The organism is Pseudomonas sp. NFPP04 (assembly GCF_900113815.1).
Classification (GTDB): Bacteria; Pseudomonadota; Gammaproteobacteria; order Pseudomonadales; family Pseudomonadaceae; genus Aquipseudomonas; species Aquipseudomonas extremorientalis.
Window position 1 is genome coordinate 704,591 of record NZ_FOQS01000002.1, and the last position, 26,093, is coordinate 730,683.

Genomic DNA, 26,093 nt, shown 5'->3' on the forward strand with positions numbered 1-26,093 from the left:
CCCGGTCTTGGCCGGTGACGGGCCTCGGAAACGCCTCGTTGGGCGCAGTCGACACGGTTGGTCGGCTGTTTACAGAATGAGTGTGCTCGTCAGTAGCCTTGATAGGCTCGTCAGAAGAGACGTGCACCGCTGGCAAAAGAGCCAGTCCTGACGTGTGAAGCAGTTGTCTCGGTCGCATGTGCGGCGTCAACGGTGAAGCATCAAGCGATATCCGCAAATGCCATTAGCCCGGCTGAGGGCCGGGCTTGGCAGAAGCTTGCTACGAACGTCTGTGTATTAGTACAGACGAACGGCGCGGCGCTGTTCGCGCTGAACTTTCTTGGCGTGACGCTTAACAGCGGCTGCTGCTTTACGCTTACGCTCAGAAGTTGGCTTCTCGTAAAATTCGCGGCTACGAACTTCAGCCAGTACACCGGCTTTTTCGCAGGAGCGCTTGAAACGACGCAGAGCTACGTCGAAGGGTTCGTTCTCTTTAACTTTGACGGCTGGCATCCAGAGCTACCTTCTTTCATTACCGGGATCAACGTTCTCGTCGCAAAAAATTCGCGGCTGAGGTCGTCGGTTTTTAAGGGTTGCGGATGTTAACCCCTCATTGCCCGGAATGCAAAGCCTCTGATCGAAAACCGCTAGTCGGGAGGGGGAGTGGCGACTATTATGCGCGCCTTCGAATTCAGCCTCTACAAGGCGCAAACCCATGCTAGTACTGGGACTTGAAACCTCCTGCGACGAAACCGGTGTCGCACTTTACGACAGTGAACGCGGGCTCCTGGCCGATGCGCTGTTCAGCCAGATCGACCTGCACCGTGCCTATGGCGGCGTGGTGCCGGAGCTGGCCAGCCGTGATCACGTCAAGCGCATGCTGCCCCTGATCCGCCAGGTGCTGGACGAGGCCGGCTGCGTGCCGACCGAGATCGACGCTATCGCCTACACGGCCGGCCCCGGATTGGTCGGGGCCCTGCTGGTTGGGGCCTCTTGCGCTCAGGCGCTGGCGTTTGCCTGGGGCATTCCGGCGCTCGGCGTGCACCATATGGAAGGCCATTTGTTGGCTCCGATGCTGGAGAAAACCCCGCCACAGTTCCCGTTCGTCGCTTTGTTGGTTTCGGGCGGCCATACGCAGTTGGTTCAGGTGGATGGCATCGGCCAATACACCCTTCTGGGTGAATCCCTGGATGACGCCGCCGGTGAAGCGTTCGACAAGACCGCGAAGATGATGGGCCTCAATTATCCGGGTGGCCCGGAAATCGCACGCCTCGCTGAAAAAGGCGTGGCCGGCCGCTACACCTTCCCGCGTCCGATGTGTGATCGCCCAGGCCTGATGTTCAGCTTCAGCGGCTTGAAAACCTCCGCGCTGAACACCTGGCAGCAGAGCGTCAGCGCCGGGGACGACAGTGAGCAAGCCCGTTGCGACATCGCGCTGGCGTTCCAGCAGGCCGTGGTGGAGACTTTGACCATCAAGTGCAAGCGCGCCCTGAAACAGGCGGGCATGAAGCGCCTGGTGATCGCCGGCGGCGTCAGTGCCAACAAGGCTTTGCGCACTTCGCTGGAAAAAATGCTCAGCGATATGAAGGGCGATGTGTTCTACGCACGTCCGGAGTTCTGCACCGACAACGGCGCGATGATCGCCTACGCCGGTTGCCAGCGCCTGCAGGCCGGGCAGCATGAAAGCTTGGCGATCAGCGTGCAGGCGCGCTGGCCGATGGAGCAGTTGTCGCCGCTGTAACACCGCAACCCGAATTGACGGTATTTAAAAATGCCGTTCGCGCCCGGCAAACAGGTCGCGTAAATTGCCACGGTGGCGCCAGACGATCAGCAGTGTCAGCACGCTCATCGGCAGCAGCGCCGCCGGTTCTTGCCAGGCCAGTAGCGGCAGGGTGAGCGGGGTGGCGATCAGTGCGGCGAGTGAGCTGGTGCGGGTCAGGTAGAACGTCAACAGCCAGGCGAGTACAGCCAGTAACGCTGCGGGTGGGTAGATCCCCAGCAACATGCCGGCCGCCGTGGCGACGCCTTTGCCGCCACGAAAGCGGAAGTACAGGGGAAACAGATGGCCCAGGACCGCGCAGACGCCGATCCAGGCCTGTTGTTGCAGGGGCAGGCCGGCTAGGCTGGCGATCAGCACGGGCAACAAGCCCTTGCACAGGTCGCCCAGTAGCGTCAGTACGGCGAGTTTCTTGCCGGCCAGGCGCAACATATTGGTGGCGCCGGCATTGCCTGAGCCACTCATTCGCGGATCGGGGGTTCCCGTCAGGCGGCTGAGCAAAATGGCGAAGGACAGCGAGCCGAGCAGGTAGGCGAAGATCGCCAGTGACCAAAACATGCTAACTATTCCGGGCGAGGACGCCCTGATTCTAACGGGGCATCGCGCCCTTGTCGTGCTGCGGAGAAGAGTGCTTGGACAGAGTGTTTATCGAAGGCCTGGAAGTCGATACCGTCATCGGGGCCTACGACTGGGAGCGCGGAATCCGCCAATGCCTGCGCCTGGACCTGAGCTTTGCCTGGGACAACCGCCCGGCCGCGGCCGGTGACGACCTGACCCTTGCGCTGGATTACGCCAGCGTGTCCGCGCGCATCCAGGCCTTTGCCGAGCAATCCCAGTACCAACTGGTGGAAACCTTTGCCGAACGCCTCGCGCAAGTGTTGATGAATGAATTCCAGATTCCCTGGCTGCACCTCAAGCTGACCAAGCCTGGTGCCGTGCCGGCTGCCAAAGGCGTGGGCGTGGAGATCGAGCGCGGATGTCGCTAACTCAGGTTTACCTTGGCCTAGGCAGCAATATCGAGCGCGAGTCTCACCTGTGCGCCGGCTTGGATGCGCTGGCGAGTTTCTTGACCGATATGCGTTGCTCTGCGGTGTTCGAAAGCCAGCCGGTGGGCATCAAGAGTGGGCCGTTCTTCAATCTGGTGGTGTCGGCGTATACCGATCTGCCGTTGATGGAACTGGACCGCCGGTTGAAATTCATCGAGGCCGACAACGGTCGTTATGCGCCGGACCGCAAAGGGCTGCCGTTGGATATCGACGTGTTGTTGTATGGCGATCTGGTGGGCAATTTCGATGGTTTGGTTTTGCCGCGTGCGGAAATCCTGAAAAACGCCTTTGTGTTGTGGCCGCTATCGCTGATGGCGCCGGAACGCGTGCATCCTGAGGTGGGCAAGACGCTGGCCGATTTGTGGCGCGATACGCAGATCGACCAAGTGCTGGCGCCTGTCGCGTTTGAATGGCAGGGCCGACAACTGACGCCGGGCGCTCTCCTGTAGGAGCCGGGCTTGCTCGCGAAAAACCGGAGAGCGCTGCGTTATCGTTGACGTTCTTCGCGAGCAAGCTCACTCCTAAATGAGGGCGTGTTGTTCCTTGTAGGTTTTTAGTGCCTTGAGCCGTTCGCGCTTGAGCGCCTCACCCAGCTCCGGGCCTTTGAAGCCTTTCTCCAGCAGGGGGGCCACCGCAACCTCGCGAGCTGCTTTTGCCGCTCCGCGCAAATAATCCGCCTGTGGATAACTTCTTTGCTCCAGGCCCTTGCGGCCTCGGGCGTCCATCTCGCAGGCGACCACGAACTCTTCAAAGCGCTGTGGCCGCCGGTACACGTCGAAGCTTTGCAGCAACTCCAGCAATGTCGAGGCCTTCAGCTCCAGAGCGCGATGGCCGTGGGTGTGATATTGGCCCACCAGCAGTGCTAATTCCTGGCAATCCCTCGGCACCTTGAAGCGTTCGTTGACCGCCTTGATCAGCTTCAAGCCCCGGTGTTCGTGGGCGATGTGCTGCGGCAACTTATCCACAGGCGTCGTACCCTTGCCCAGGTCGTGGAGCAGGCAGGCCCAGCGCACAGTCAGTGGCTGTTGATGCAAAGCGGCTTGTTCTAGCACGCTGAGGGTGTGCACGCCGGTGTCGATTTCCGGGTGATGGGCTTCGGGTTGTGGCACGCCGAACAGTGCATCGACTTCGGGCATCAAGGTTTTCAGGGCCTGGCAGTCACGCAGCACCTGAATAAACACCTGAGGTTGATCTTCCATCAGCGCCCGGGAGATTTCTTTCCAGCTGCGCTCCGGCGTCAGGGCTTCCAGTTCGCCGGATTCGCTGAGTTGGCGCATCAGCTCCAGTGTTTCCGGCGCGACGGTGAACCCCAGGGGCGCATAACGTGCAGCAAATCGTGCCACTCGCAGTACGCGCAGGGGATCTTCGGCGAACGCCGGGGAAACGTGGCGCAGAATGCGCGCTTGAAGATCGCGTTGGCCGTGATAAGGGTCGATCAAGTTACCGTCATCGTCTTGCGCCATGGCGTTGATGGTCAGGTCGCGACGGATCAGGTCTTCTTCCAGCGTCACTTCGGGGCTCGCGTGAAACACAAAGCCGCCGTAACCCCGGCCACTCTTGCGTTCGGTGCGGGCGAGGGCGTACTCGTCGCCGTTCGTTGGATCGAGGAACACTGGGAAGTCTGCGCCCACCGGCTTATAGCCCTTGGCGAGCATCTCTTCGGCAGTCGCGCCCACCACGACGCGGTCAATATCGGTGACCGGGATGCCCAAGAGGCGATCCCGTACCGCACCGCCGACTTTATAGGTTTTCATGAAAAAGCCTCCGTTAGCGGCACAGGATACCGCCTGTGCCTGACCAATGGAGGCTTTGCTGTTTCAGAGATGAACGACAGCCAGGTCCAGGCGACCGTAGTCGTTGTCGTTGTGATCGCTGCGCGGTGGCACATGGTGGGTCTTCATCACCTGATCGCCTTGCAGGGTTTCCAGGTGAATATCGAAGCCCCACAGCCGATGCAGATGCTTGAGTACTTCCTCGGTGGATTCCCCCAAAGGTTTGCGATCGTGCTGCTGGTGCCGCAGGGTCAGCGAGCGGTCGCCGCGCACGTCGATACTGTAGATCTGCACGTTGGGCTCGCGGTTGCCCAAGTTGTACTGCGCCGCCAGGGTTTCACGGATGGTGCGATAGCCAGGCTCATCGTGGATGGCCGGCACCACCAGGTCATCCTTGAGGTCGTCGTCGAGGATGCTGAACAGCTTGAGGTCGCGGATCACCTGAGGTGACAGGTACTGCAGGATAAAACTCTCGTCCTTGAAGCTGCTCATGGCGAACTTGATGGTGGAGAGCCAGTCGCTGCCGGCGATTTCCGGGAACCAGCGGCGGTCTTCTTCGGTGGGGTGCTCGCACATGCGGCGGATATCGCGGTACATCGCAAAGCCCAGCGCATAAGGGTTGATGCCATTGTAGTAAGGGCTGTCGAAGCCGGGTTGGAAGACCACGCTGGTGTGGGAGGTGAGGAATTCCATCATGAAGCCGTCGGTGACCAGGCCTTCGTCGTACAGGTCATTCATCAGTGTGTAGTGCCAGAACGTGGCCCAGCCTTCGTTCATCACCTGGGTCTGGCGCTGTGGATAAAAATACTGCGCGATCTTGCGCACAATACGCACGATTTCCCGCTGCCAGGGCTCCAGCAACGGCGCGTGTTTTTCCAGGAAGTACAGGATGTTTTCCTGAGGTTCAGCGGGGAAGCGTACATTATCCTTGTCGCTGTTTTTTCCTGTCTTTTTGGGAATGGTGCGCCACAGGTCATTGATCTGCTTCTGCAGGTGTTCTTCGCGCTCCTTCTGGCGCAGGCGTTCTTCCTCGGCGGAAATCGGGTAGGGACGCTTGTAGCGGTCGACACCGTAGTTCATCAGCGCGTGGCAGGAGTCGAGCAGGTCCTCTACCGCATCGATGCCGTGGCGCTCCTCGCACTGCATGATGTACTGCTTGGCAAACACCAGGTAATCGATGATCGAACTGGCGTCGGTCCAGGTGCGGAACAGGTAGTTGCCCTTGAAGAAGCTGTTATGCCCGTAGCAGGCGTGGGCCACCACCAGTGCCTGCATGCAGATGGTGTTTTCTTCCATCAGGTAGGCGATGCACGGGTCGGAGTTGATCACGATCTCGTAGGCCAGGCCCATCTGGCCGCGGGTGTAGGACTTTTCGGTGCTGAGGAAGTGCTTGCCGTAGGACCAGTGGTGATAGCCCAGCGGCATGCCCACCGAGGCGTAGGCATCCATCATCTGTTCGGCGGTAATCACTTCGATCTGGTTGGGGTAGGTGTCCAGGGCATACCCCGCGGCGATACGGCTGATTTCCCGGTCATAAGCCTGGATCAGTTCAAAGGTCCACTCTGACCCCGTGGAGATGGGTTGGCGTTTTTGCTCTTTTTTGGCGGTCATGTCACTAACCTGCGCTGGAAGAGTTCACGGAAGACCGGGTAGATATCGCCGGCCGAGACCAGTTGCTGCTGGGCGAACGTGTCGGCGAAGGCTTCGCCGATGCGCTCGTATTCGAACCACAGCGCCTGGTGCTCACGGGGGGTAATTTCGACATACGTGTAGTACTGCACGAACGGCATGATCTGGTTGATCAGGATGTCGCGGCAGATGGGCGAATCGTCGTTCCAGTTGTCACCGTCCGAGGCTTGCGCGGCGTAGATGTTCCACTCATTGGCCGGGTAGCGCTCGGCCATGATCTCCTGCATCAACTTCAAGGCGCTGGAGACGATGGTGCCGCCGGTTTCCCGTGAGTAAAAGAACTCCTCTTCGTCGACTTCCCGGGCGCTGGTGTGATGGCGGATGAATACCACGTCGATCTTGTCGTAGTTCCGCTTGAGGAACAGATACAGCAGGATGAAGAAGCGCTTGGCGATGTCCTTGGTGGCCTGGGTCATGGAGCCGGACACGTCCATCAGGCAGAACATCACGGCCTTGGAGCTGGGGTTGGGTTGCTTGACCAGCAGGTTGTATTTCAAGTCAAAGGTATCGAGGAACGGCACGCGGTGAATACGCGCGCTGAGTTTCTCGATTTCTGCTTCTATTTGCTGGATATCGCCGAAGTTGTCCGGTTCTTCACGCTTCAAGCGCGCTAACTCTTCCTTGGCCTCCTTCAGTTTGGCGCGGCTGCTGCCCGACAGTGCGATACGCCGGGCATGGGCCGAGCGCAGGGTACGGATGATGTTGATGCGCGAGGGGTTGCCCTCGTTGCTGATACCCGCGCGTACGGTCTTGAAGGTGTCGGTACCGGTCAGGTTGCGCTTGACCAGGTTGGGCAGTTCCAGGTCCTCGAACATGAATTCGAGGAATTCTTCCTGGGTGATCTGGAACACGAACTCGTCCATGCCTTCGCCGGAGTTGCCCGCCTTGCCCGGACCTTTGCCGCCGCCACCCCCTTGGGGACGCTGGATATGCTCGCCGGTGGTGAACTCCTTGTTGCCGGGGTGCACGACGGTCTGTTTACCGCCCCGGCCGTGGTGCAGCACCGGTTCGTCAATGTCCCGTCCGGGAATGCTGATTTGTTCGCCATGCTCCATGTCCGTGATGGAGCGGCGACTGACGGCCTCTTCGACGGCCTTTTTGATGTGGTCACGGTAACGCCGCAGGAAACGCTGGCGGTTTACCGTGCTCTTGTTCTTGCCATTGAGGCGTCGGTCGATCACATAGCTCATGGGGAGCCCTCCGGGCAGCTTCACGTTACAAGCTTCAAGCGGCGAGCTGGAAGCTTAGAGACAAGCGGTCGGCTGCCAGGCCAGAAGCCCGGCAGCGCACGCCTGTCGCTGCCTTACTGCGATTTGCGCACCCGCAGGTACCACTCGGACAGCAGCCGTACCTGTTTGTCGGTGTAGCCGCGCTCGACCATTCGTGTGACGAAGTCGTTGTGTTTTTGCTGATCCTCCTTGCTGGCCTTGGCGTTGAAACTGATGACCGGCAGCAAGTCCTCGGTGTTGGAGAACATCTTCTTCTCGATGACCACCCGCAGCTTCTCGTAGCTGAGCCAGGTCGGGTTCTTGCCATTGTTGTTGGCGCGGGCGCGCAGCACGAAGTTGACGATTTCGTTGCGGAAATCCTTCGGATTGCTGATGCCGGCGGGTTTTTCGATCTTTTCCAGTTCCTCGTTGAGGGCGACGCGGTTGAGGATCTCGCCGGTTTCCGGGTCGCGGTATTCCTGGTCCTGGATCCAGAAGTCGGCGTACAGCACGTAGCGGTCGAAGATGTTCTGGCCGTACTCGCTGTAGGACTCCAGGTACGCAGTCTGGATTTCCTTGCCGATGAACTCGATGTAGCGCGGCGCCAGGTATTCCTTGAGGAAGCGCAGGTAGCGTTCGCGGGTTTCCGCCTGGAATTGCTCCTGTTCGATCTGCTGTTCCAGCACATAGAGCAAGTGCACCGGGTTGGCGGCAATTTCGTGGGGGTCGAAGTTGAAGACCTTGGACAGGATCTTGAACGCAAAGCGCGTCGACAGGCCGTTCATGCCCTCATCCACACCGGCCGTGTCGCGATACTCCTGTATCGACTTGGCCTTGGGGTCGGTGTCCTTGAGGTTTTCGCCGTCGTACACGCGCATCTTCGAGTAAATATTCGAGTTTTCCGGCTCCTTGAGGCGTGACAGCACGGTGAACTGGGCAAGCATCTTCAAGGTGTCGGGTGCGCAATGCGCCTTGGACAGGGAACTGTTGAACAGCAGCTTGTCGTAGATCTTGATTTCATCGCTGACCCGCAGGCAGTAAGGCACCTTGACGATATAGATCCGGTCGATGAAGGCTTCGTTGTTCTTGTTGTTGCGGAAGGTGTGCCACTCCGATTCGTTGGAGTGGGCCAGCAGGATCCCGGTAAACGGAATCGCACCGAGGCCTTCGGTACTGTTGTAGTTGCCTTCCTGGGTGGCGGTAAGCAGTGGGTGCAGCACCTTGATCGGTGCCTTGAACATCTCCACGAACTCCATCAGGCCCTGGTTGGCCCGGCACAGTGCGCCGGAATAGCTGTAGGCGTCGGCGTCGTTCTGCGGGAATTCCTCGAGTTTGCGGATATCGACCTTACCCACGAGGGCCGAGATGTCCTGGTTGTTCTCATCGCCCGGTTCGGTCTTGGCCACGCCGATCTGGTTGAGGATGGACGGGTAGAGCTTGACCACGCGGAACTGGCTGATGTCACCGCCGAACTCGGCCAGCCGCTTGGTGGCCCAGGGCGACATGATGGTGTTGAGGTAGCGGCGCGGGATGCCGAAGTCTTCTTCGAGGATCGCGCCATCTTCCGTGGCGTTGAACAGGCCCAGGGGCGACTCGAAGACCGGCGAGCCCTTGATGGCGTAGAAGGGCACCTTCTCGATCAGTTGTTTGAGCTTCTCGGCCAGGGACGACTTGCCGCCGCCGACGGGGCCGAGCAGGTAGAGGATCTGTTTCTTCTCTTCCAGGCCTTGGGCGGCATGGCGGAAGTAGGAGACGATCTGGTCGATGCATTCTTCCATCCCATGGAAGTCTTCAAAGGCCGGGTAGCGACGGATCACCTTGTTGGAGAATATTCGCGACAGCCGCGAATTGTTCGAGGTGTCTATCAGTTGCGGCTCGCCTATCGCCAGCAGCAAACGTTCGGCGGCAGACGCATAGGTGCTGCGATCCTGTTTGCACAGCTCGAGATACTCTTGCAGCGTGAGTTCTTCCTGCTGTGTGGATTCGAAGCGGTTTTTGAAGTGGCTAAAAATACTCATGACGTCGTCACCTCGCTCGATACGTGGAGCCGACGCCGGATCAATCAGTCGATGCTGGCAGACATTGGCAGACGCCAATGGCTGTTTTCCCCCCAGAACACCCTGAAACGCTACCGATGACCCGCACGCCGGTGTACCGGCTCTCCCCTGATTCGGATGGCCTGCGCTTAAGGATAGTTCGGAATCGGAGAGGTCAAGGCGCGATGCGCAATTAGTTTGGCTGCGCCGTTCGTCAGAAACGGCGCAAGCCCAAGCGTCACGCGGGGTAGCGGGGTGTGAAAAAAATTATTGCGAATCGCCCGAGGAAATTTCCGCAGGATAGGTCGTACGCCACAGCTCAAAGCCGCCGTCCAGGCTGTAGACGTCGGAGAAGCCCTGGCTGATCAGGTAGGCCGCCGCGCTCTGGCTGGAGTTGCCGTGGTAGCAGGCCACGATTACCGGTGCGTCAAGGTCTGCGGCGCGGATGAAGTCGGCGATGTTGACGTTGTCCAGGTGCCTGGCACCGGTGATGTGCGCGGCGTTGTAGGTCGGCTGGTCGCGGATATCGACCACCACGGCACCTTGCTCGCGCAGGGCCTGGGCTTGTTCGGGAGGGATACGTTTGAATTCGCTCATGGATGGCTCCTAGGGCCTGGCGGTAGCCGGCAATGTAACGGGCGGGGGGGATTCGCACTGGCAGCTATAACGCTCGCCGGTGTCGACGTTCATCAGCGTCATGGCGCCGCCCCACACGCAACCGGTGTCGAGGGCGAATACGCCAGGCTCATCGCACTTGCCTTCAAGTGCAGCCCAGTGACCGAAAATGATCCTGGTGTCACGGGTCTTGCGTTCTTTGTGGGCGAACCAAGGCTTATAGCCGGGAAGCGCGGTGTCGGCGCCTTCCTTGCTCTTGAGGTCCAGCTTGCCCTCGGCGGTGCAGAAGCGCATGCGCGTGAAGTAGTTGGTGATAACTCGCAGGCGTGCGACGCCGGTCAGGTCGTTGTCCCACTTCACCGGCTCGTTGCCGTACATCCCGTCGAGGTAGGCGGTGTACAGATTGTCATCGGTCAGGGCGCTCTCGACTTCAGCGGCGCACTTGAGTGCTTTCTTCAATGACCATTGGGGCGGGATGCCTGCATGGACCAGGGCCACGTTACGGCCTTCGTCGTAATGCATGATTTTCTGGCGGCGCAACCAGTCGAGCAACGCGGCGCGATCGGGCGCTTCGAGGATTTCCCGCAAGGTATCGCCCTTTTTCAGGCGCTCGATGTTGTTGCCGGCCGCCAGCAGGTGCAGGTCGTGGTTGCCCAATACGCACACCAGGGAATCGCGCAGGCTATATAAGTAGCGCAGCGTCTCCAGGGACTGCGGGCCGCGATTGACCAGGTCACCGACCAACCACAGGCGGTCACTTGCCGTATCGAAGGCTACGCGCTCAAGCAGGCACTTGAGCGGCTCCAGGCAACCTTGCAGGTCGCCGACCGCATACGTCGTCATCAGTGCAGGGCTCCCGGCACGGCAAGACGGAACGGCGCGATGATGGCGTCGAACAGTTGGCCGTCGGTGGCCTTCATTTGATACGAGCCTTGCATGGTGCCGACCTTGGAGGTCATCACCGTGCCGCTGCTGTAGGTGTGGCTGGCGCCGCTGTCGATCAGCGGCTGCTGGCCGACCACGCCTGCGCCGCGCACTTCTTCGACCTGGCCGTCACCGTCGGTGATCACCCAGTGGCGTGACAGCAACTTGGCCGGTACCAGCCCGTTGTTTTTCACCGTGATGGTGTAGGCAAAGGCGAAGCGGTTCTGTTCAGGTTGCGATTGGTCCGCCAGGAAGCGGGTGACGACGCTGACGTCGATCTGGTAGCGAGGATCGGACATGCAAGAGGCCTTAAAAGCAGAGGACAGCAGATGCGGGTCAGTCTAGGCCAAGAGGTGGGCACTAGGCCAGACATGCTGTCTGGCCTATCCCCGGGATGCTCTATTGCGCTGCGGGCGCAGGCTGGATGGCCAACTGGTCGGCCAGGCGTACGAACGCGGCCAGGTCCAGTTGCTCGGGACGCAGGCTGCCATCGACGCCGGCAGCTTCGATCTCGGCGTTGCTCAGCAAGGCCTTGAGCGTGTTGCGCAGGGTCTTGCGGCGCTGGTTGAACGCTTCGCGTACGACGCGTTCCAGCAGGCGATGGTCTTTGGCCGGGTGCGGCAGTACCGCGTGGGGCACCAGGCGCACAATCGCCGAATCGACCTTCGGCGGCGGGTTGAAGGCACCCGGACCGACGTTGAACAGGTGTTCGACGCGGCAGTGGTACTGAACCATGATCGACAGGCGGCCCCAATCACCACCGCCAGGGCCTGCCGCGAGGCGTTCGACCACTTCCTTTTGCAGCATGAAGTGCATGTCGCGGATGATCCCGGCGTTGTTCAGCAGGTGGAAAATCAGCGGCGTAGAGATGTTATACGGCAGGTTACCCACCACGCGCAGGCTGTTGGGTGCGGCGTTGAGAGTGTTGAAGTCGAACTTCAGCGCATCGCCCTGATGCAGGTTGAAGTTGGGCTTGCCGGCGAACTGCTGGTTGAGAATCGGGATCAGGTCCTTGTCCAGCTCCACCACATCCAATTGGCCGCCGCTGGCCAGCAGGCCTTGAGTCAGCGCGCCCTGGCCCGGGCCGATTTCCAGCAGACGGTCTTCGGGCTTGGCATGGATGGAGCGCAGGATGCGGTCGATCACGCCAGCGTCGTGCAGGAAGTTTTGCCCGAAGCGCTTGCGCGCCCGGTGTTGGTAATGCTCAGTCATATACGGGTCTCGGCCATCTGATAGGCGGTTTCCAGGGCCACGTGCAGGCTACCGGTATCGATCCTGCCGCTGCCCGCCAGGTCCAGGGCGGTGCCATGGTCGACGGAGGTGCGGATGATCGGCAAGCCCAATGTCACGTTGACGGCGGCGCCGAAGCCTTTGTATTTAAGCACCGGCAGTCCCTGGTCGTGGTACATCGCCAGCACTGCATCGCAGTGCTCCAGATATTTGGGGGTAAACAGAGTGTCCGCAGGCAGCGGGCCGTGCAGGTCCATGCCTTCTTGGCGCAGACGCTCCAGGGTGGGTTCGATGATGTCGATTTCTTCGTGGCCCAAGTGGCCGCCTTCACCGGCGTGGGGGTTAAGCCCACAGACCAGGATGCGCGGTTGGGCGATGCCGAATTTCTGTTGCAGGTCGGCGTGCAGGATGCGTGTCACGCGCTCCAGTCGCTCGACGGTGATGGCATCGGCAATGTCGCGCAGTGGCAGGTGCGTGGTCACCAGGGCGACCCGCAGGCCGCGCGTGGCCAGCATCATCACCACTTGCTCAGTGTGGGTCAGTTCGGCAAGGAATTCGGTGTGGCCGGAAAAGGCGATGCCGGATTCGTTGATCACGCCCTTGTGCACGGGTGCGGTGATCATGCCGGCGAAGTCGCCGTCGATGCAGCCTTGCCCGGCGCGGGTCAGGGTTTCGAGCACGAACGCTGCGTTGGCCTTGTCCAGTTGCCCGGCGACGACTTTGGCCTGCAGTGGGGTGTCCCACACATACAGGCTGCCGGCGGGGGCGGGCAGTTCGGGCCAGTTGCCCGGCGCCACGTCCAGCAAAGTGACTGCCACACCCAGCTGCGCGGCCCGCTCAAGGAGCAGGTCACGGCTGGTAATGGCGATCAGGGGGTGTGGCTGGGGTTGCGAGGCGAGCAGCAGGCACAGGTCAGGACCAATGCCGGCCGGCTCGCCGGGTGTCACCGCGAAACGCTGGGGTTTCACTGCACTGCCTGGTCGGTGCCTGTCTGGGCGCCTGGTAGCTTGATTTCAACGTAGGCTTCGTCACGGATCTGACGCAGCCAGGTCTGCAGTTCTTCATCGTATTTGCGGTTACGCAGTACGTTCAGCGCTTGTTGCTCGCGGGCCTGGCTGGTGTTGTCGGTGGCGCGACGGCCAAGGACTTCCAGCACATGCCAGCCATATTGGGTCTTGAACGGCTTGGACAACACGCCCTGCGGCGTATCGGCCATCACCTGCTGGAACTCCGGCACCAGGGCTTTCGGGTCGATCCAGTTCAGGTCGCCGCCGTTGAGGGCAGAACCCGGGTCTTCCGAGAAACTCTTGGCCAGGGTGGCGAAGTCTTCACCGCTTTCGATGCGGTCGTAGATCTTCTGGGCCAGTTCCTTGGTTTGCGCTTCGGTGCGGATTTCGCTTGGTTTGACCAGGATATGACGAACATGCACTTCGTCTTTAAGCGAGGTCTCGCCACCGCGACGCTCCAGCAACTTCAGGATGATGAAACCACCTGGGGTGCGGGCTGGTTTGGTGATATCACCCACGGCCATGGCGCTCAGTTCACGGTCGAACGGAGGTGGCAACTGAGCGGCTTTACGCCAGCCCATGTCGCCGCCCTCGAGGGCGTTGTCGCTACCGGATTGGGCAATGGCCATCTGGGCGAAATCAGCACCGGCCTTGAGGCGATCATAGATAGCCTGGGTCTTGGCGGCGGCGGCATTGAGCTGCTCGGAGTTGGCGCTGTCCGGTGTCGGGATCAGGATATTGGCCAGGTGCAGTTCTTCGGAGAGTTGCATCTTGCCGAGGTCCGATGCCAGGAAGTTCTTCACTTCCTGTTCGGATACCTGGACCCGCTCGGCAACACGGCGCTGACGCACACGGCTGATGATCATTTCACGGCGGATCTGGTCACGGGCGTCGTCATACGAAAGGCCATCGTGGGCCAGGGCCGCGCGGAATTGATCGATGCTCATGTTGTTGCGCTGGGCAATGGTGCCGACTGCCTGGTTCAGTTCTTCGTCTGAAATACGGATGCCGGAACGATCGCCGATCTGCAGTTGCAGGTTCTCGACGATCAGGCGTTCCAGTACCTGCTGGTCCAGGACACTGGTCGGCGGCACGCCACCGCCACGCTTGGCGATGGTTTGCTGGACTTCCTTGACGCGCTGGTCCAGTTGGCTCTGCATGATCACGTCGTTATCGACGATGGCCACGACCTTATCCAGTTCTTGAACCGCAGCGTGCACCGATGCGGCACCCAGGAACAGCGCGCCCAGCACTAGCGGGCGCAGACAATCAGAAAGCTTGGTCTTCACGTTCACGATAACCTTCAATGCCTTTGTCGAGGAAGCTCTCTACCTTGGCGCCGGTCAGGCCGCCGAGTCCTTTGAGGACGATCTGGAAGAAGAGCCCGTGGTCACCCTTTTCGTTAAGCGGGGCGATCTGGCTGTATTCGTCGTTGGAAACCCAGTAACGGTTGATGACGCGCAGTTTCCAGCAGCAGTTGTCGTACTCGAAACCACCGAAGGCTTCCAGGGTACGGTTGCGGGCGTAGTCGTACTGCCAGCGAGTGATCAGGTTCCATTGTGGAATGATCGGCCACATCATCGAGAAGTCGTGTTGCTGGATCTTGTAGTAATCCTTCACGAAGTTCGGATCACCTGGTTGCCCGTAGTCACCACCGAACTGCCATTTGCCGGTCAGCTGGTTGTAGACGACTTGGTCATTGCGATAGCGATAACCGACGTTGATGATCTTGTTCGGGTTGTCTTCCGGCTGGTAGTGCAGCATCGCGCTACCGGAACGAGGGCTGTGTTCCTCGGTGTCCCAGTTGTAGTCGGCAGTGGCGCGCCAGTCACGGTTGAAGCGGAACTCGTAGTCCAGGGCAACCGGCGAAACGTCGGACTGTGCGTCGGCACGGTCCGCCGCCAGGATACCTGGAAGTTGAACTTCACGGTCCTTGAAGTACACGGCCTGGCCGACGGATACGCGCTGACGCTCGAAGCCGTTCTCTTCGATCCAGCGGCTGGTCAAGCCCAGGGACAGCTTGTTTTCGTCGCCGATGCGGTCGGTGCCGCTGAAGCGGTTATCGCGGAACAGCGACGCGTAGCTGAACGAGTACTCGCTGGTGTCGAAGACCGGGATATCAGCCTGGTCCTTGTTCGGTACGTACAGGTAGAACGCACGCGGCTCAAGGGTCTGGCGATACTCTTTGCCGAACCAGTTGGTGTTGCGGTCGAAATACAGGCCGCTGTCGACGCTAGCAATCGGAACCGCACGGTCCTGGGAGCTTTTGAACGTACCACCGGCGTACTGGGTACCGTTCCTGGCTGCTGCGGCCTGGTCGGCAACGATCTGGTTCTTGCCGATGTTGTCTAGGTCCAAGTCATACTTGGTGTACACGTACTTGAGCTTCGGCGTGATGAAGCCGTAGGTCCAGTTCATCGGGTATTCGACGGCTGGGGCTACGTTCAGGCGCGTGCCGTTGGCACGGGTCAGGCCGCGGACGTAGGTGTCCAGGCGGGCTTCTGAGTCACCGTTCTCATTGATAAAGTTGCCGTTCTCCAGATCGCGATCGAAACGCACGGCTTCGGTCTCGTAGCTGAAGTTAAGGCCACCTGGATGGTACGGCAGCGTGCCGTTGAAGGTGATCTGCGGCAGGCGGTCATACGGAGTGACCTGGGAAATCGTTGCCAACTGGTAGGCCTGCAGGTTCAAGCGAGCCTGGAAGCTGTCGCCGCGATAAGTCACCGAACCCTGCTGGTTGATGTAGTCGCGGCTCTCGACGCCTTCCTGATAGGACTTGAGGTCCTGGAAGTAGTAAGGATCGCTGATCTTGGTGTAGTCGACCTGGGTCAGTACACGCGAGTCCAGCCCGCCCTTGTGTTGCCAGTTGAGCATGTAGCGGGTTTTTTCGTAATCGGTCTGCTTTTTCCGCTCGTCGCTGTCGTCGTTCAGGTACGCGCCGCCGAACTGGCCTTCGCTGGACTTGGTGAGGTAGCGGAATTCGCCTTCCATCAACAAGCCACGCTTGGTCATGTACTGCGGGTACAACGTGGCGTCGTAGTTCGGCGCCAGGTTGAAGTAGTACGGCGTGACCAAGGTAAAGCCGGTTTCGCTGCCGGTGCTGAAGCTCGGTGGCAGGAAGCCGGACTGACGACGGTCGTCGATCGGGAAATAGATGTAGGGGGTGTACAGGATCGGAATGTTCTTGACCCGCAACGTCGCGTTGGTGGCCGTACCGAAACCGGTGGCCGGGTTCAACGTGATGTTGTTGCCCTTGAGCTGCCAGGCGTTGCTGTCTGGCTCGCAGGTGGTGTACGTACCGTCCTTGAGACGGATGATCGCGTTCTCGGCACGCTTGGCGTACAGCGCGTTACCGCGGATACGCGACTTGTGCAGCACGTATTCGGCGTTGTCGATCTGCGCCGCACCGGTGTCGAGTTGCACTTCGGCATGGTCGCCCACGATCAGTGCACCGTTGTCGCGCAGACGGACCTTGCCGTTCAGCTCGCCACGGTTCTCGGCCTGGTACAGGCTGGCTTCCTCGGATTCCAGTTGCATGCTGCCCTGGCGCATGACGACGTCACCGGCCAGGGTTGCCACCTGTTGTTCCTGCTCGTAACGAGAAGCCTTGGCACCGATGAAGGTGGGCGCATCGCTCTTGTTCGTCTTGTCGTTCATGCCAGGACGAGTCGGCTCGATGTACGCACCGCCGCAGTAAGGGCCGGTTTCGGCCAACTGTGCTGCGGTCAGCTTGTCGCGGGGCACCCAGTCCAGGTGGCTGTAGTCGGCGCTGCGCGAACGCAGGCCACGGCCCTTGGCTTCGGTGACCAGGGCGGTCTTGGGCTCGGCCTCGGCGTTGCCGCCAGCATCGGCCTGCGCCGTGCTGTTGGCGGAGCTGACGGCTGCGCCGTCATGCACCGGGCGTGGTGGTAGTGGGGCTGCGGCGGTTTTTGGCGCGCAATCCCAGGCACCCGAAGCAGAGACTGAGCAGTCATACTGTTCCGCGGCGACCACGAATGAGGTGGCGAAGGGTTGCAGGGCCAGCAGACTGCCGGTTACCAGCAACGGAAATTTTCTACGAAACGCGGGGGATTTCAATGCCATCTTATTAGTCCGGGCTTCCTGCGTGCCATCTGCCCGCGGTTTGGGCCGCACGCCTCTCGATGGTCTGAAAAAGATGCGTGATAATAAAGCATGCCCCGCTTGACGGCTAGCGCCGTCGGAGACCCTTGTAATGCCCGAGCAAGATCTACGTTTACAACAGCTGGAAGCCTGGCTGGAAGAGCAGTTGCCGATCCTTTTCAACACTCAAGGCTGGGGCGCCGTCCCCCCGGCCACATTGACCGCGGCCAGCAGCGACGCGAGTTTCAGGCGCTACTTCCGTTGGGAAGGGGGGGGCCGGACCTTTGTCGTAATGGACGCTCCACCCCCCCAGGAAAACTGCAAACCTTTCGTCGATATCGCTCATTTGCTGGCGAAGTCGGGCATAAATGTTCCAAAAATTTATGCAGAAGATTTGCCCCGAGGCTTTCTTTTGCTCAATGATCTGGGCAGAAAAACCTACCTGGACGTGATTGACGACAAAAACGCCGATCATTTGTTTGCCGATGCCATCGACGCCTTGCTGGCTTTCCAGCAGTTGCCGATGGACGCGCCGCTGCCCAGCTATGACGTCGCCTTGCTGCGCCGCGAGCTGGAATTGTTTCCCGAGTGGTACGTCCGCCGGCACCTGGGTATCGAGTTGGATACACAGCAACAAGCGCTTTGGCAGCGCGTCAGTGACCACCTGATCGACAGCGCCCTCGCGCAGCCGAACGTGCTGGTGCACCGCGACTATATGCCGCGCAACCTGATGATCAGCGAGCCGAACCCGGGCGTGCTGGATTTCCAGGATGCGGTCTACGGGCCGGTCACCTATGACATCACGTGCCTGTTCAAGGACGCGTTCCTCAGTTGGCCCAAGGCCCGCGTGCGGGACTGGCAGCGCGGCTATTGGGAGCGTGCCGCGAAACTGGGCATCCCGGTGCAGGCGGACTTCGAAGACTTCCTGCGTGCCAGCGACCTGATGGGCGTGCAGCGCCACCTCAAGGTCATCGGCATCTTCGCGCGGATCTGCCATCGCGACGGCAAGCCACGTTACCTGGCCGATGTGCCGCGCTTCTTTGCGTATATAGAAGCGGTGCTCGCCGACCGCCCTGAGCTGAGCGAACTGGGTGAATTGCTCGCCAGCTTGCGCCAGCCCACCGAGGCAAGCGTATGAAGGCGATGATCCTGGCGGCCGGCAAAGGTGAGCGGATGCGGCCACTCACCTTGCATACGCCCAAGCCGCTGGTGCAGGCCGGTGGCAAGCGCCTGATCGAGTATCACCTGGAGGCTCTGGCCAAGGCGGGCTTCACCGATATCGTGATCAATCACGCCTGGCTCGGCCAACAGATCGAGAGTTACCTGGGGGATGGTGCACAGTTTGGCGTGCGCATCCGTTACTCAGCCGAAGGCGAACCGCTGGAAACCGGCGGCGGGATTTTCCAGGCGCTGCCGTTGCTGGGCGACGAACCGTTCCTGGTGGTCAACGGCGACATCTGGACCGATTACGACTTCACCCGGCTCAAGCAACCGCTCAAGGGCCTGGCCCATCTGGTGATGGTCGATAACCCGGCGCATCACCCTTCGGGTGGCGATTTCTACCTGGATCAGGGTTTGCTTCATGATGCGGCGGCCGGTGCCGATAACCTGACCTTCAGTGGCATTTCCGTGCTCGACCCCAGGCTGTTCGCGGGGTGCAGCGCGGGTGCCTTCAAGCTGGCGCCGCTGTTGCGGGCAGCCATGGCCAAAGGTCTGGTAACGGGGGAACACATGGCGGGACGCTGGATTGATGTCGGCACGCTGGAGCGCCTGGCGCAGGTCGAAACCCTGCTGGCAGCGGGGCAGTAGCATGCTGTGGCCAGGGACGCTGATCGGCGCGGGGGCTGGCTTTGCCATTGCCAGTATTCCGGGGGCCATGTTGGGCGCACTGTTGGGGCAGGCGCTGGACCGCCGCCTGCAACTGCGCAGTTGGGCCCAATTGCGCGAGCGCCTGGGCGGGCGCCCGGCGTTGCGCAATGACGAGCTGTTGTTTGTGTTGTTGGGGCGCCTGGCCAAGAGCAATGGGCGCGTGGTGGATGGGCATATCCAGCAGGCGCGTCAGGAGATGCGTTCGCTGGACATGACCGAGTCGGCCCAGCGCCGTGCGATAGCGGCGTTCAATCGCGGCAAGTCCGGCGCTGACCGGATGCGCAGCTACCTGCGTGCGCTCAAGGCCCAGCCCCACGCCGCCGAAGGTGTGTTGCGCGCGTGCTGGCGTATGGCGTGGGCCGATGGCAAGGCGGATGACGCCGAACGCGACCTGATCGACCTGTGGGGCAAATGGCTGGGCTGGACGCCACAACAGCTCCAGGCATTGGCCGCTGACTTCAAGCCTGAGCACAGGCCATTGGTCAGTCGCGGCGTCACTTATCAGGAGGCGTTGCGCTTGCTGGGGGTGACGGCCACCACCGAGCCATCGGCAATCAAGCGTGCTTATCGCCGCCTGCTCAGTCGCCATCACCCGGACAAGATTGCCGGCACGGGTGCCAGCGCCGCGCAGGTGCGTGAGGCGACCGAGCGTACCCGTGAATTGCACAACGCCTATACGTTGATTCGCGAGCGCCGGGATTTCCGCTAGGTTTCAGTCGACGCTGGCCTGCGGGCTCAACCAGCCGCGAACCCTGCGATACAACTGCTCCTGCCCGGCATCACTGTTGCCGGGCAAGGCTTTCAACGACACCTGCTTATAGCCATCATTCTTCAAACGCTTGGCCGCCTGGGCACGGGCCAGTGCGTTTTTGCGTGATTGAGCGCTGTCTTGATAGAACACATCGGCGGTCGGCAACTTCAGGCCGGGGGCCAGTTGTTGCATATCCGGGTGACGACCGGTGGGCGTCTGCGCCGCGACCATGACGAACTTCTGCACCTGGGACGGCTGCTTCTCGCTCAAATAACGTGCGGCCCACCAGGCGCCGGTGCCATGGCCGAGCAGCACCACGCTGCGTGCGCTCTGGGTCTGGGCGAAGGCCACTGCGGCGTCGATGCGCGCGAAAATGCGCGAAGCGTCGGTCTTGTCCTGTTCATCGGCGCCAGGCACCACGGCCGGGTCGGTGCCTTCGGCTTCGGCGCTGGCGGCTTGTTCGATAGGTTTGTCGGCGGTGCTCGCTTCCTTGCTGCTGGTGTCGACGGTAGCCTTGGGCGCTTCCATCACACGTGGTGGCAGCGTGTCCACGCTCACATCCGGCAGCGACAGGCTGAGGGAGCCCCAATTGGCATCCGGCAATTTGTGCCGCAACGGGCTGATTGCTTGCGGCCAGTCAGCACTTTCGCCGGCGCCCGGTACGATAATCACCACACCTTCGGGCTCGGCGCTGTTGGCCGGTTTCCACAGGGCCAGGAATGAATCGCTGCCGGCCTGCAATTGTTGCTGTTCCTGTTGCGGGATTTTGCGCTCCAGTGCACTGGCTTCCTCCTGGCTACGCTCGGGTAAAGGCTGGCGCTCGACCGGTTTTTCGGCGGCCGGTGCGGGGGCGTCAGCGGCCTGCACGGAAAAGGCACTGGTAATAAGTAGCGACAGGCACAATGCTGGCAGTGCCGAACGGTGAACAAAGGGCATCGTAAATTCCCGGCCAGAAGTGATTCCGGCAGCCTAATGGGTTGGTCAGTATTTGTCAGTGATGTGAGACGTCAATCATGGTTTTTCGCTGTCTGCTGGTTATCGGCTGTTGCTGCCTTGCCTTGATCGCAAATGCCGCCCCTGCGCCCGCCACTCCCCAGGCGCAGCTCAATGTGCAGCAACGCGAGTGGCTGGCCCAGCACCCGGAACTGCGGGTGGGCCTGGTATTGCAGGCGCCGTATGCGCAATACGACCGGCGTTTGCAGCGATTGTCCGGGGCGAACGTCGAGTTGATGCAGTGGTTGGCCAAGGCACTGAACATCGAGCTGACCTGGCGCAACTTCCCCAACCAGGAGCAACTGGAAGCCGCTGTGCGCGAGGGCGAAGTGGACATCGCCCCCGGCCTGCAACAAACCCCGGCCGGTTTACGCCTGTGGTTGTTCACCGACCCTTACATGCGTGTGCCGCAGCACATTGTCGGCATACGCGAGGGCGGCGGCGCTGTGGAGTTGGAGAAACTCGATGAGCAATCCCGCGTTGCCGTGCGCATGCCCAGCGCCGTGGCGGACTACCTGCGCAGCACCTATCCCGGCCTCAACCTGCAAGGCGTGCCGATGGAGCGCCAGGCCCTGCAGCTACTGGTGAGCCAGCAGGCACGCTATGCGGTGGTGGACGAGGCGCAATTGAGTCGCTTGTCCGGCGAGGCGGAGTTCGCCGGGTTGGCGGTAGTGGGGGATATCGGCCTGCCACAGTTGTTGCGGGTGGCCACGCGCCGGGAGTGGCCGGAGCTGGCCGGCATCATGGAGAGCGCCTTGCGCGCCATCCCCGCCCGCGACCTGGACCAATTGCATAGCCGCTGGCTGCAACCCAAGTACCCACGCCTGACGGAAACCCCAGGCCTGTGGCAAAACCTCAGCCTGTTGCTGGGCCTGTTTTTGCTCGCCAGCCTGGTTGTCGTGTTCTGGCAGCGCCGCCAGCAACGGGTGCTCGAGCATGGGTTATTGGCCGCCCGCGAAGAAAGCGCCGCCCGCGCCGCCGGGGCCGAAGCCTTGCGCCTGACGCAGTTTTCCATCGATCAGAGCACCGTGGGCATCTTGTGGGTCAACTGGGACAGCCATGTGCGCTACGCCAACCGTGCCGCCGAAAGCATGCTCGGCTATAGCCCCGGTGCACTGATCGAGCGGCCATTGGCTGACCTGGATCCAAGCCTGGATATGGACCGCTGGCTCAACCTGTGGAAACGCGCGCGGGCCAGCGAAGACGGCCCGCAGAACTTTGCCACCGATTGCCGACGTGCCGATGGCAGCATCCTGCCGACCAATGTGTCCTTGAGTTTTCTGCGGTTTGCCGAGGCCGAGTACCTGGTGGTCTACCTCAACGACGTCACCGAATTGCGCCGGACGTTGGCCGCGTTGCTGCAAAGTGAAGCGCAGCTGCGCGAACTCTCTGCCCACCTGGAAACCGTGCGCGAGGAAGAAAAGGCCCGTATCGCCCGTGAAGTGCACGACGAACTCGGGCAGATGCTTACGGTGCTCAAGCTCGAAACCTCGATGTGCGAGCTGGCCTATGCGCAACTCGACCCCGGTTTGCACGAGCGCTTGAACAGCATGAAGCGCCTGATCGCCCAGTTATTCCAATTGGTACGCGATGTGGCGACCGCGCTGCGCCCGCCGATTCTGGATGCCGGCATTGCCTCAGCCATCGAATGGCAGGCGCGGCGTTTTGAGGCGCGCACGCACATCCCTTGCCTGGTCCAGGTGCCGGATAACCTGCCGACCTTGAGCGATGCCAAGGCCATCGGCCTGTTCCGCATCCTGCAGGAGGCGCTGACCAATGTGATGCGCCATGCCCAGGCGCATACTGTCGAACTGACCCTGGCAGTGGAAGGCACGCATCTGCGGCTGACCATCAGTGATGACGGCGTCGGTTTCGTCCAGGCCCAGGGCCGTCCGGTATCATTCGGTCTGGTAGGCATGCGCGAGCGAGTGCTGATCATGGGCGGGCAATTGAGTCTGGACAGCGAGTTGGGGGAGGGCACCACCCTGAGCGTCACGGTGCCGTTGGATGCATAACACCAAGAGGAAGCGCCTGTGATCCGTGTACTGGTAGCCGAAGACCACACCATTGTTCGTGAAGGCATCAAGCAGTTGATCGGCCTGGCCAAGGACCTGCTGGTGGTGGGTGAGGCCGGCAATGGCGAGCAGTTGCTGGAGACCTTGCGTCACGTGCCGTGCGAGGTGGTGTTGCTGGACATCTCGATGCCCGGCGTCAACGGCCTGGAAGCGATTGCGCGCATCCGTGCGCTGAACAATCCGCCGGCCATCCTGGTGTTGTCGATGCACGACGAAGCGCAAATGGCCGCCCGCGCCTTGAAGGTTGGCGCCGCCGGGTATGCCACCAAGGACAGTGACCCGGCGCTGTTGCTCACGGCGATCCGCAAGGTGGCGGCCGGCGGGCGCTACATCGACCCGGACCTGGCCGACCGCATGGTCTTCGAAGTCGGCCTCACCGATACCCGACCGCTGCATTCGTTGCTTTCCGAGCGCGAATTCTCGGTGTTCGAACGCCTGGCCCAGGGTGCCAACGTCAACGACATCGCCCAGCAGCTGGCGCTGAGCAGCAAGACCATCAGCACGCACAAGGCGCGGTTGATGCAAAAGCTCAATATCACCTCACTGGCTGAACTGGTGAAGTACGCCATGGAGCACAAGCTCCTCTAGCGACGTATCTAATAACGACACTCCCAAAACACCGTCAAACCCATTCTTGCCGCTTGCAGCTCGCCCCTTGCGGCTGTGCTGTCCCGTACGCGCCATCCCTGTAGGGCAATCCCTACCCCCAACCTTCCACCCGACCGATGCAATTCTCTCCTGGCCCCCGATTTCCGGGGGCTGGCGCCTGGACTACGCTTGTTCCACAGCAGTCCAAAACAAAAAGGTGCGGGTATGAGCGAGGTGGATTCAAATGATGTGCTGGTCAGCTTTCGTGGCGTGCAGAAGAGCTACGACGGCGAGAACCTGATCGTCAAAGACCTCAACCTGGAGATTCGCAAGGGCGAGTTCCTCACCCTGCTCGGGCCTTCCGGTTCGGGCAAGACCACCAGCCTGATGATGCTCGCCGGCTTCGAGACGCCGACCGCCGGCGAAATCCAGCTGGCCGGGCGGTCCATCAACAACGTGCCACCGCACAAGCGCGACATCGGCATGGTGTTCCAGAACTACGCCTTGTTCCCGCACATGACCGTCGCCGAGAACTTGGCGTTCCCGCTGTCGGTGCGGGGCTTGAGCAAGACCGATATCAGCGAGCGGGTCAAACGCGTGTTGAGCATGGTCCAGCTCGATGCCTTCGCCCAACGTTACCCGGCACAACTCTCCGGCGGCCAGCAGCAGCGCGTGGCGCTGGCCCGGGCGCTGGTGTTCGAACCGCAATTGGTGCTGATGGACGAACCCCTCGGCGCCCTCGACAAGCAACTGCGCGAACACATGCAGATGGAGATCAAGCACCTGCACCAGCGCCTCGGCGTGACTGTGGTGTACGTGACCCATGACCAGGGCGAAGCGCTGACCATGTCTGACCGCGTGGCGGTATTCCATCAAGGCGAGATCCAGCAGATCGCCGCGCCGCGCACCTTGTACGAAGAACCGAAGAACACCTTTGTCGCCAACTTCATCGGTGAGAACAACCGCCTCAATGGTCGCCTGCACAGCCACACCGGCGAGCGCTGCGTGGTGGAGCTGGCACGGGGCGAGAAGGTCGAGGCACTGGCGGTGAATGTCGGCCAGGTCGGTGGCCCGGTGACCCTGTCGGTGCGCCCGGAGCGCGTCAGCCTCAATGGTTCCAGCGAGAGCTGCGTCAACCGTTTCTCGGGGCGGGTGGCGGAATTCATCTACCTGGGCGACCACGTGCGCGTGCGCCTGGAAGTCTGCGGCAAGACCGATTTTTTTGTGAAACAACCGATTGCCGAGCTGGACCCAGCCCTGGCGGTCGGCGACGTGGTACCGATTGGCTGGCAAGTCGAGCACGTTCGCGCACTCGACCCACTTCTAGAGGCGAATTGATCGCCCCCTGGCTTCACCAACCCTGCACGTGGAGAGAACAACAATGTTGAGATCCCTTAAGTATTCGGCGCTGGCCATTGGCTTGATCGGCGCAACCCAGGCCATGGCAGGCCCGGACCTGACGGTCGTGTCCTTCGGTGGCGCGAACAAGGCGGCCCAGGTCAAGGCGTTCTACGCACCTTGGGAAAGCGCGGGCAATGGCAAGATCGTCGCCGGCGAGTACAACGGTGAAATGGCCAAGGTGAAAGCCATGGTCGACACCAAGAGCGTGTCCTGGGACCTGGTGGAAGTGGAATCGCCGGAACTCTCCCGTGGCTGTGACGAAGACATGTTCGAGCCGCTGGACCCGAAACTGTTCGGCAACACCGCCGACTACGTGAAGGGCGCGATCCAGCCATGTGGCGTGGGCTTCTTCGTGTGGTCGACCGTGCTCGCCTACAACGCCGACAAACTCACCTCCGCCCCCACCAGTTGGGCAGATTTCTGGGACACCAAGAAATTCCCGGGCAAGCGCGGCCTGCGTAAAGGCGCCAAGTACACCCTGGAGTTCGCCTTGATGGCCGACGGTGTGGCGCCGAAAGACGTGTACAAAGTGCTGGCCGGCAAAGATGGCCAGGACCGTGCATTCAAGAAACTCGATGAACTCAAGCCGTCGATCCAGTGGTGGGAAGCCGGCGCACAGCCGCCGCAGTACCTCGCTTCCGGTGACGTCGTGATGAGTTCGGCCTACAACGGCCGCATCGCCGCCGTACAGAAAGAAAGCAACCTCAAAGTGGTGTGGAACGGCGGCATCTACGACTTCGACGCCTGGGCCATCCCTAAAGGCCTGGCCAAGGACCGTGCCGAAGCGGCGAAGAAATTCATCGCTTTCTCAGTACAGCCTCAGCAGCAGAAGACCTACTCGGAAAACATCGCCTACGGCCCGGCCAACACCCAAGCCGTGCCGTTGCTGGCCAAGGACATCCTCAAGGACATGCCGACCACCCCGGAAAACATCGCCAACCAGGTGCAGATCGATGTGAGCTTCTGGGCGGATAACGGCGAGCAGCTGGAGCAGCGCTTCAATTCCTGGGCGGCCAAGTAACCCAACAGTGT

At 61.1% G+C, this 26,093-nt stretch carries 24 protein-coding genes; 10 read left to right on the forward strand and 14 right to left on the reverse strand.

All coding sequences use genetic code 11. From position 1 onward, the window contains the following. Positions 1 to 276 precede the first annotated feature (276 nt). Entirely contained in the window at positions 277 to 492 is a 216-nt protein-coding gene (rpsU, locus tag BM017_RS07105; RefSeq protein ID WP_002551877.1) for a 30S ribosomal protein S21, read from the reverse strand. Between the two features lie 202 nt (positions 493 to 694). On the opposite strand from rpsU, the gene tsaD reads away from it, so the two are divergent. Next, the gene (tsaD, locus tag BM017_RS07110; RefSeq protein WP_092242291.1) at positions 695 to 1,720 is read left to right on the forward strand and encodes a tRNA (adenosine(37)-N6)-threonylcarbamoyltransferase complex transferase subunit TsaD; all 1,026 of its coding nucleotides are present in this window, start codon (positions 695 to 697) and stop codon (positions 1,718 to 1,720) included. 24 nt (positions 1,721 to 1,744) lie between these two features. On the opposite strand, the gene plsY is transcribed toward tsaD, so the two are convergent. After that, entirely contained in the window at positions 1,745 to 2,314 is a 570-nt protein-coding gene (gene plsY, locus BM017_RS07115; protein WP_092242293.1) for a glycerol-3-phosphate 1-O-acyltransferase PlsY, read from the reverse strand. A gap of 74 nt (positions 2,315 to 2,388) precedes the next feature. Here plsY and folB point away from each other — a divergent pair, with 74 nt between their 5' ends. Together folB and folK are read left to right on the forward strand one after the other, a co-directional pair. Then, entirely contained in the window at positions 2,389 to 2,742 is a 354-nt protein-coding gene (folB, locus tag BM017_RS07120; protein WP_071490243.1) for a dihydroneopterin aldolase, read from the forward strand. Next, the gene (gene folK, locus BM017_RS07125) at positions 2,733 to 3,251 is read left to right on the forward strand and encodes a 2-amino-4-hydroxy-6-hydroxymethyldihydropteridine diphosphokinase (protein WP_071490242.1); all 519 of its coding nucleotides are present in this window, start codon (positions 2,733 to 2,735) and stop codon (positions 3,249 to 3,251) included. Before folB ends, folK begins: the two co-directional genes overlap by 10 nt. 72 nt (positions 3,252 to 3,323) lie before the next feature. On the opposite strand, the gene BM017_RS07130 is transcribed toward folK, so the two are convergent. The 11 genes from BM017_RS07130 to BM017_RS07180 form a co-directional block, all read right to left on the reverse strand. After that, positions 3,324 to 4,556 (reverse strand): multifunctional CCA addition/repair protein, encoded by a 1,233-nt coding sequence (locus tag BM017_RS07130; RefSeq protein ID WP_092242295.1) that lies wholly within the window; start codon positions 4,554 to 4,556, stop codon positions 3,324 to 3,326. Positions 4,557 to 4,619: 63 nt separating this feature from the next. Continuing rightward, positions 4,620 to 6,185 (reverse strand): SpoVR family protein, encoded by a 1,566-nt coding sequence (locus BM017_RS07135; RefSeq protein ID WP_092242300.1) that lies wholly within the window; start codon positions 6,183 to 6,185, stop codon positions 4,620 to 4,622. Next, entirely contained in the window at positions 6,182 to 7,453 is a 1,272-nt protein-coding gene (locus tag BM017_RS07140) for a YeaH/YhbH family protein (protein ID WP_017138057.1), read from the reverse strand. The genes BM017_RS07135 and BM017_RS07140 overlap by 4 nt, the downstream gene beginning before the upstream one ends. Before the next feature lie 113 nt (positions 7,454 to 7,566). Continuing rightward, the gene (locus tag BM017_RS07145) at positions 7,567 to 9,489 is read right to left on the reverse strand and encodes a PrkA family serine protein kinase (RefSeq protein ID WP_071490239.1); all 1,923 of its coding nucleotides are present in this window, start codon (positions 9,487 to 9,489) and stop codon (positions 7,567 to 7,569) included. A 285-nt stretch (positions 9,490 to 9,774) separates the two neighbouring features. Beyond that, positions 9,775 to 10,104 carry a thiosulfate sulfurtransferase GlpE gene (gene glpE / locus BM017_RS07150; RefSeq protein WP_092242303.1) on the reverse strand — a complete coding sequence of 110 codons (330 nt, stop codon included), beginning with the start codon at positions 10,102 to 10,104 and terminating at the stop codon, positions 9,775 to 9,777. A gap of 9 nt (positions 10,105 to 10,113) precedes the next feature. Further along, entirely contained in the window at positions 10,114 to 10,965 is an 852-nt protein-coding gene (locus tag BM017_RS07155; RefSeq protein WP_092242306.1) for a symmetrical bis(5'-nucleosyl)-tetraphosphatase, read from the reverse strand. Then, the gene (gene apaG / locus BM017_RS07160; protein WP_010206973.1) at positions 10,965 to 11,345 is read right to left on the reverse strand and encodes a Co2+/Mg2+ efflux protein ApaG; all 381 of its coding nucleotides are present in this window, start codon (positions 11,343 to 11,345) and stop codon (positions 10,965 to 10,967) included. The genes BM017_RS07155 and apaG overlap by 1 nt, the downstream gene beginning before the upstream one ends. Before the next feature lie 100 nt (positions 11,346 to 11,445). Then, positions 11,446 to 12,258: a 16S rRNA (adenine(1518)-N(6)/adenine(1519)-N(6))-dimethyltransferase RsmA gene (rsmA, locus tag BM017_RS07165; protein WP_071490236.1), complete on the reverse strand. Its 813-nt coding sequence runs from the start codon at positions 12,256 to 12,258 to the stop codon at positions 11,446 to 11,448. After that, positions 12,255 to 13,244, reverse strand: coding sequence for a 4-hydroxythreonine-4-phosphate dehydrogenase PdxA (pdxA, locus tag BM017_RS07170; protein WP_092242309.1), 990 nt, complete (start codon positions 13,242 to 13,244; stop codon positions 12,255 to 12,257). The genes rsmA and pdxA overlap by 4 nt, the downstream gene beginning before the upstream one ends. After that, complete coding sequence (locus BM017_RS07175; protein WP_092242312.1) at positions 13,241 to 14,578, reverse strand: peptidylprolyl isomerase; 1,338 nt, start codon at positions 14,576 to 14,578, stop codon at positions 13,241 to 13,243. Before BM017_RS07175 ends, pdxA begins: the two co-directional genes overlap by 4 nt. Next, positions 14,553 to 17,366 (reverse strand): LPS-assembly protein LptD, encoded by a 2,814-nt coding sequence (locus tag BM017_RS07180; RefSeq protein ID WP_092242315.1) that lies wholly within the window; start codon positions 17,364 to 17,366, stop codon positions 14,553 to 14,555. The genes BM017_RS07175 and BM017_RS07180 overlap by 26 nt, the downstream gene beginning before the upstream one ends. A 130-nt stretch (positions 17,367 to 17,496) precedes the next feature. On the opposite strand from BM017_RS07180, the gene BM017_RS07185 reads away from it, so the two are divergent. The 3 genes from BM017_RS07185 to BM017_RS07195 are packed head-to-tail and all read left to right on the forward strand — an operon-like array spanning position 17,497 to position 19,962. Further along, on the forward strand, positions 17,497 to 18,522 hold the full coding sequence (locus BM017_RS07185) for an aminoglycoside phosphotransferase family protein (protein ID WP_092242318.1): 1,026 nt from the start codon (positions 17,497 to 17,499) through the stop codon (positions 18,520 to 18,522). Beyond that, positions 18,519 to 19,193 (forward strand): N-acetylmuramate alpha-1-phosphate uridylyltransferase MurU, encoded by a 675-nt coding sequence (gene murU / locus BM017_RS07190; RefSeq protein ID WP_071490231.1) that lies wholly within the window; start codon positions 18,519 to 18,521, stop codon positions 19,191 to 19,193. The genes BM017_RS07185 and murU overlap by 4 nt, the downstream gene beginning before the upstream one ends. A gap of 1 nt (position 19,194) precedes the next feature. Beyond that, positions 19,195 to 19,962: a TerB family tellurite resistance protein gene (locus BM017_RS07195; RefSeq protein WP_092242321.1), complete on the forward strand. Its 768-nt coding sequence runs from the start codon at positions 19,195 to 19,197 to the stop codon at positions 19,960 to 19,962. A gap of 3 nt (positions 19,963 to 19,965) precedes the next feature. On the opposite strand, the gene BM017_RS07200 is transcribed toward BM017_RS07195, so the two are convergent. After that, positions 19,966 to 20,940 carry an alpha/beta hydrolase family protein gene (locus BM017_RS07200; protein WP_092242323.1) on the reverse strand — a complete coding sequence of 325 codons (975 nt, stop codon included), beginning with the start codon at positions 20,938 to 20,940 and terminating at the stop codon, positions 19,966 to 19,968. 77 nt (positions 20,941 to 21,017) lie between these two features. Here BM017_RS07200 and BM017_RS07205 point away from each other — a divergent pair, with 77 nt between their 5' ends. The 4 genes from BM017_RS07205 to BM017_RS07220 all read left to right on the forward strand — a co-directional run bounded on the left by BM017_RS07205 (position 21,018) and on the right by BM017_RS07220 (position 26,082). After that, positions 21,018 to 23,012, forward strand: a complete 1,995-nt coding sequence (locus BM017_RS07205; RefSeq protein WP_092242326.1) for a PAS domain-containing sensor histidine kinase — start codon at positions 21,018 to 21,020, stop codon at positions 23,010 to 23,012. 18 nt (positions 23,013 to 23,030) lie between these two features. After that, a complete protein-coding gene (locus BM017_RS07210) occupies positions 23,031 to 23,660 on the forward strand; it encodes a response regulator (RefSeq protein WP_071490227.1) in 630 nt (209 codons plus the stop codon). A gap of 225 nt (positions 23,661 to 23,885) precedes the next feature. Continuing rightward, a complete protein-coding gene (locus tag BM017_RS07215) occupies positions 23,886 to 24,998 on the forward strand; it encodes an ABC transporter ATP-binding protein (RefSeq protein WP_058424775.1) in 1,113 nt (370 codons plus the stop codon). Positions 24,999 to 25,041: 43 nt separating this feature from the next. Then, a complete protein-coding gene (locus BM017_RS07220; RefSeq protein ID WP_071490226.1) occupies positions 25,042 to 26,082 on the forward strand; it encodes an ABC transporter substrate-binding protein in 1,041 nt (346 codons plus the stop codon). The last annotated feature ends 11 nt before the right edge of the window (positions 26,083 to 26,093 follow it).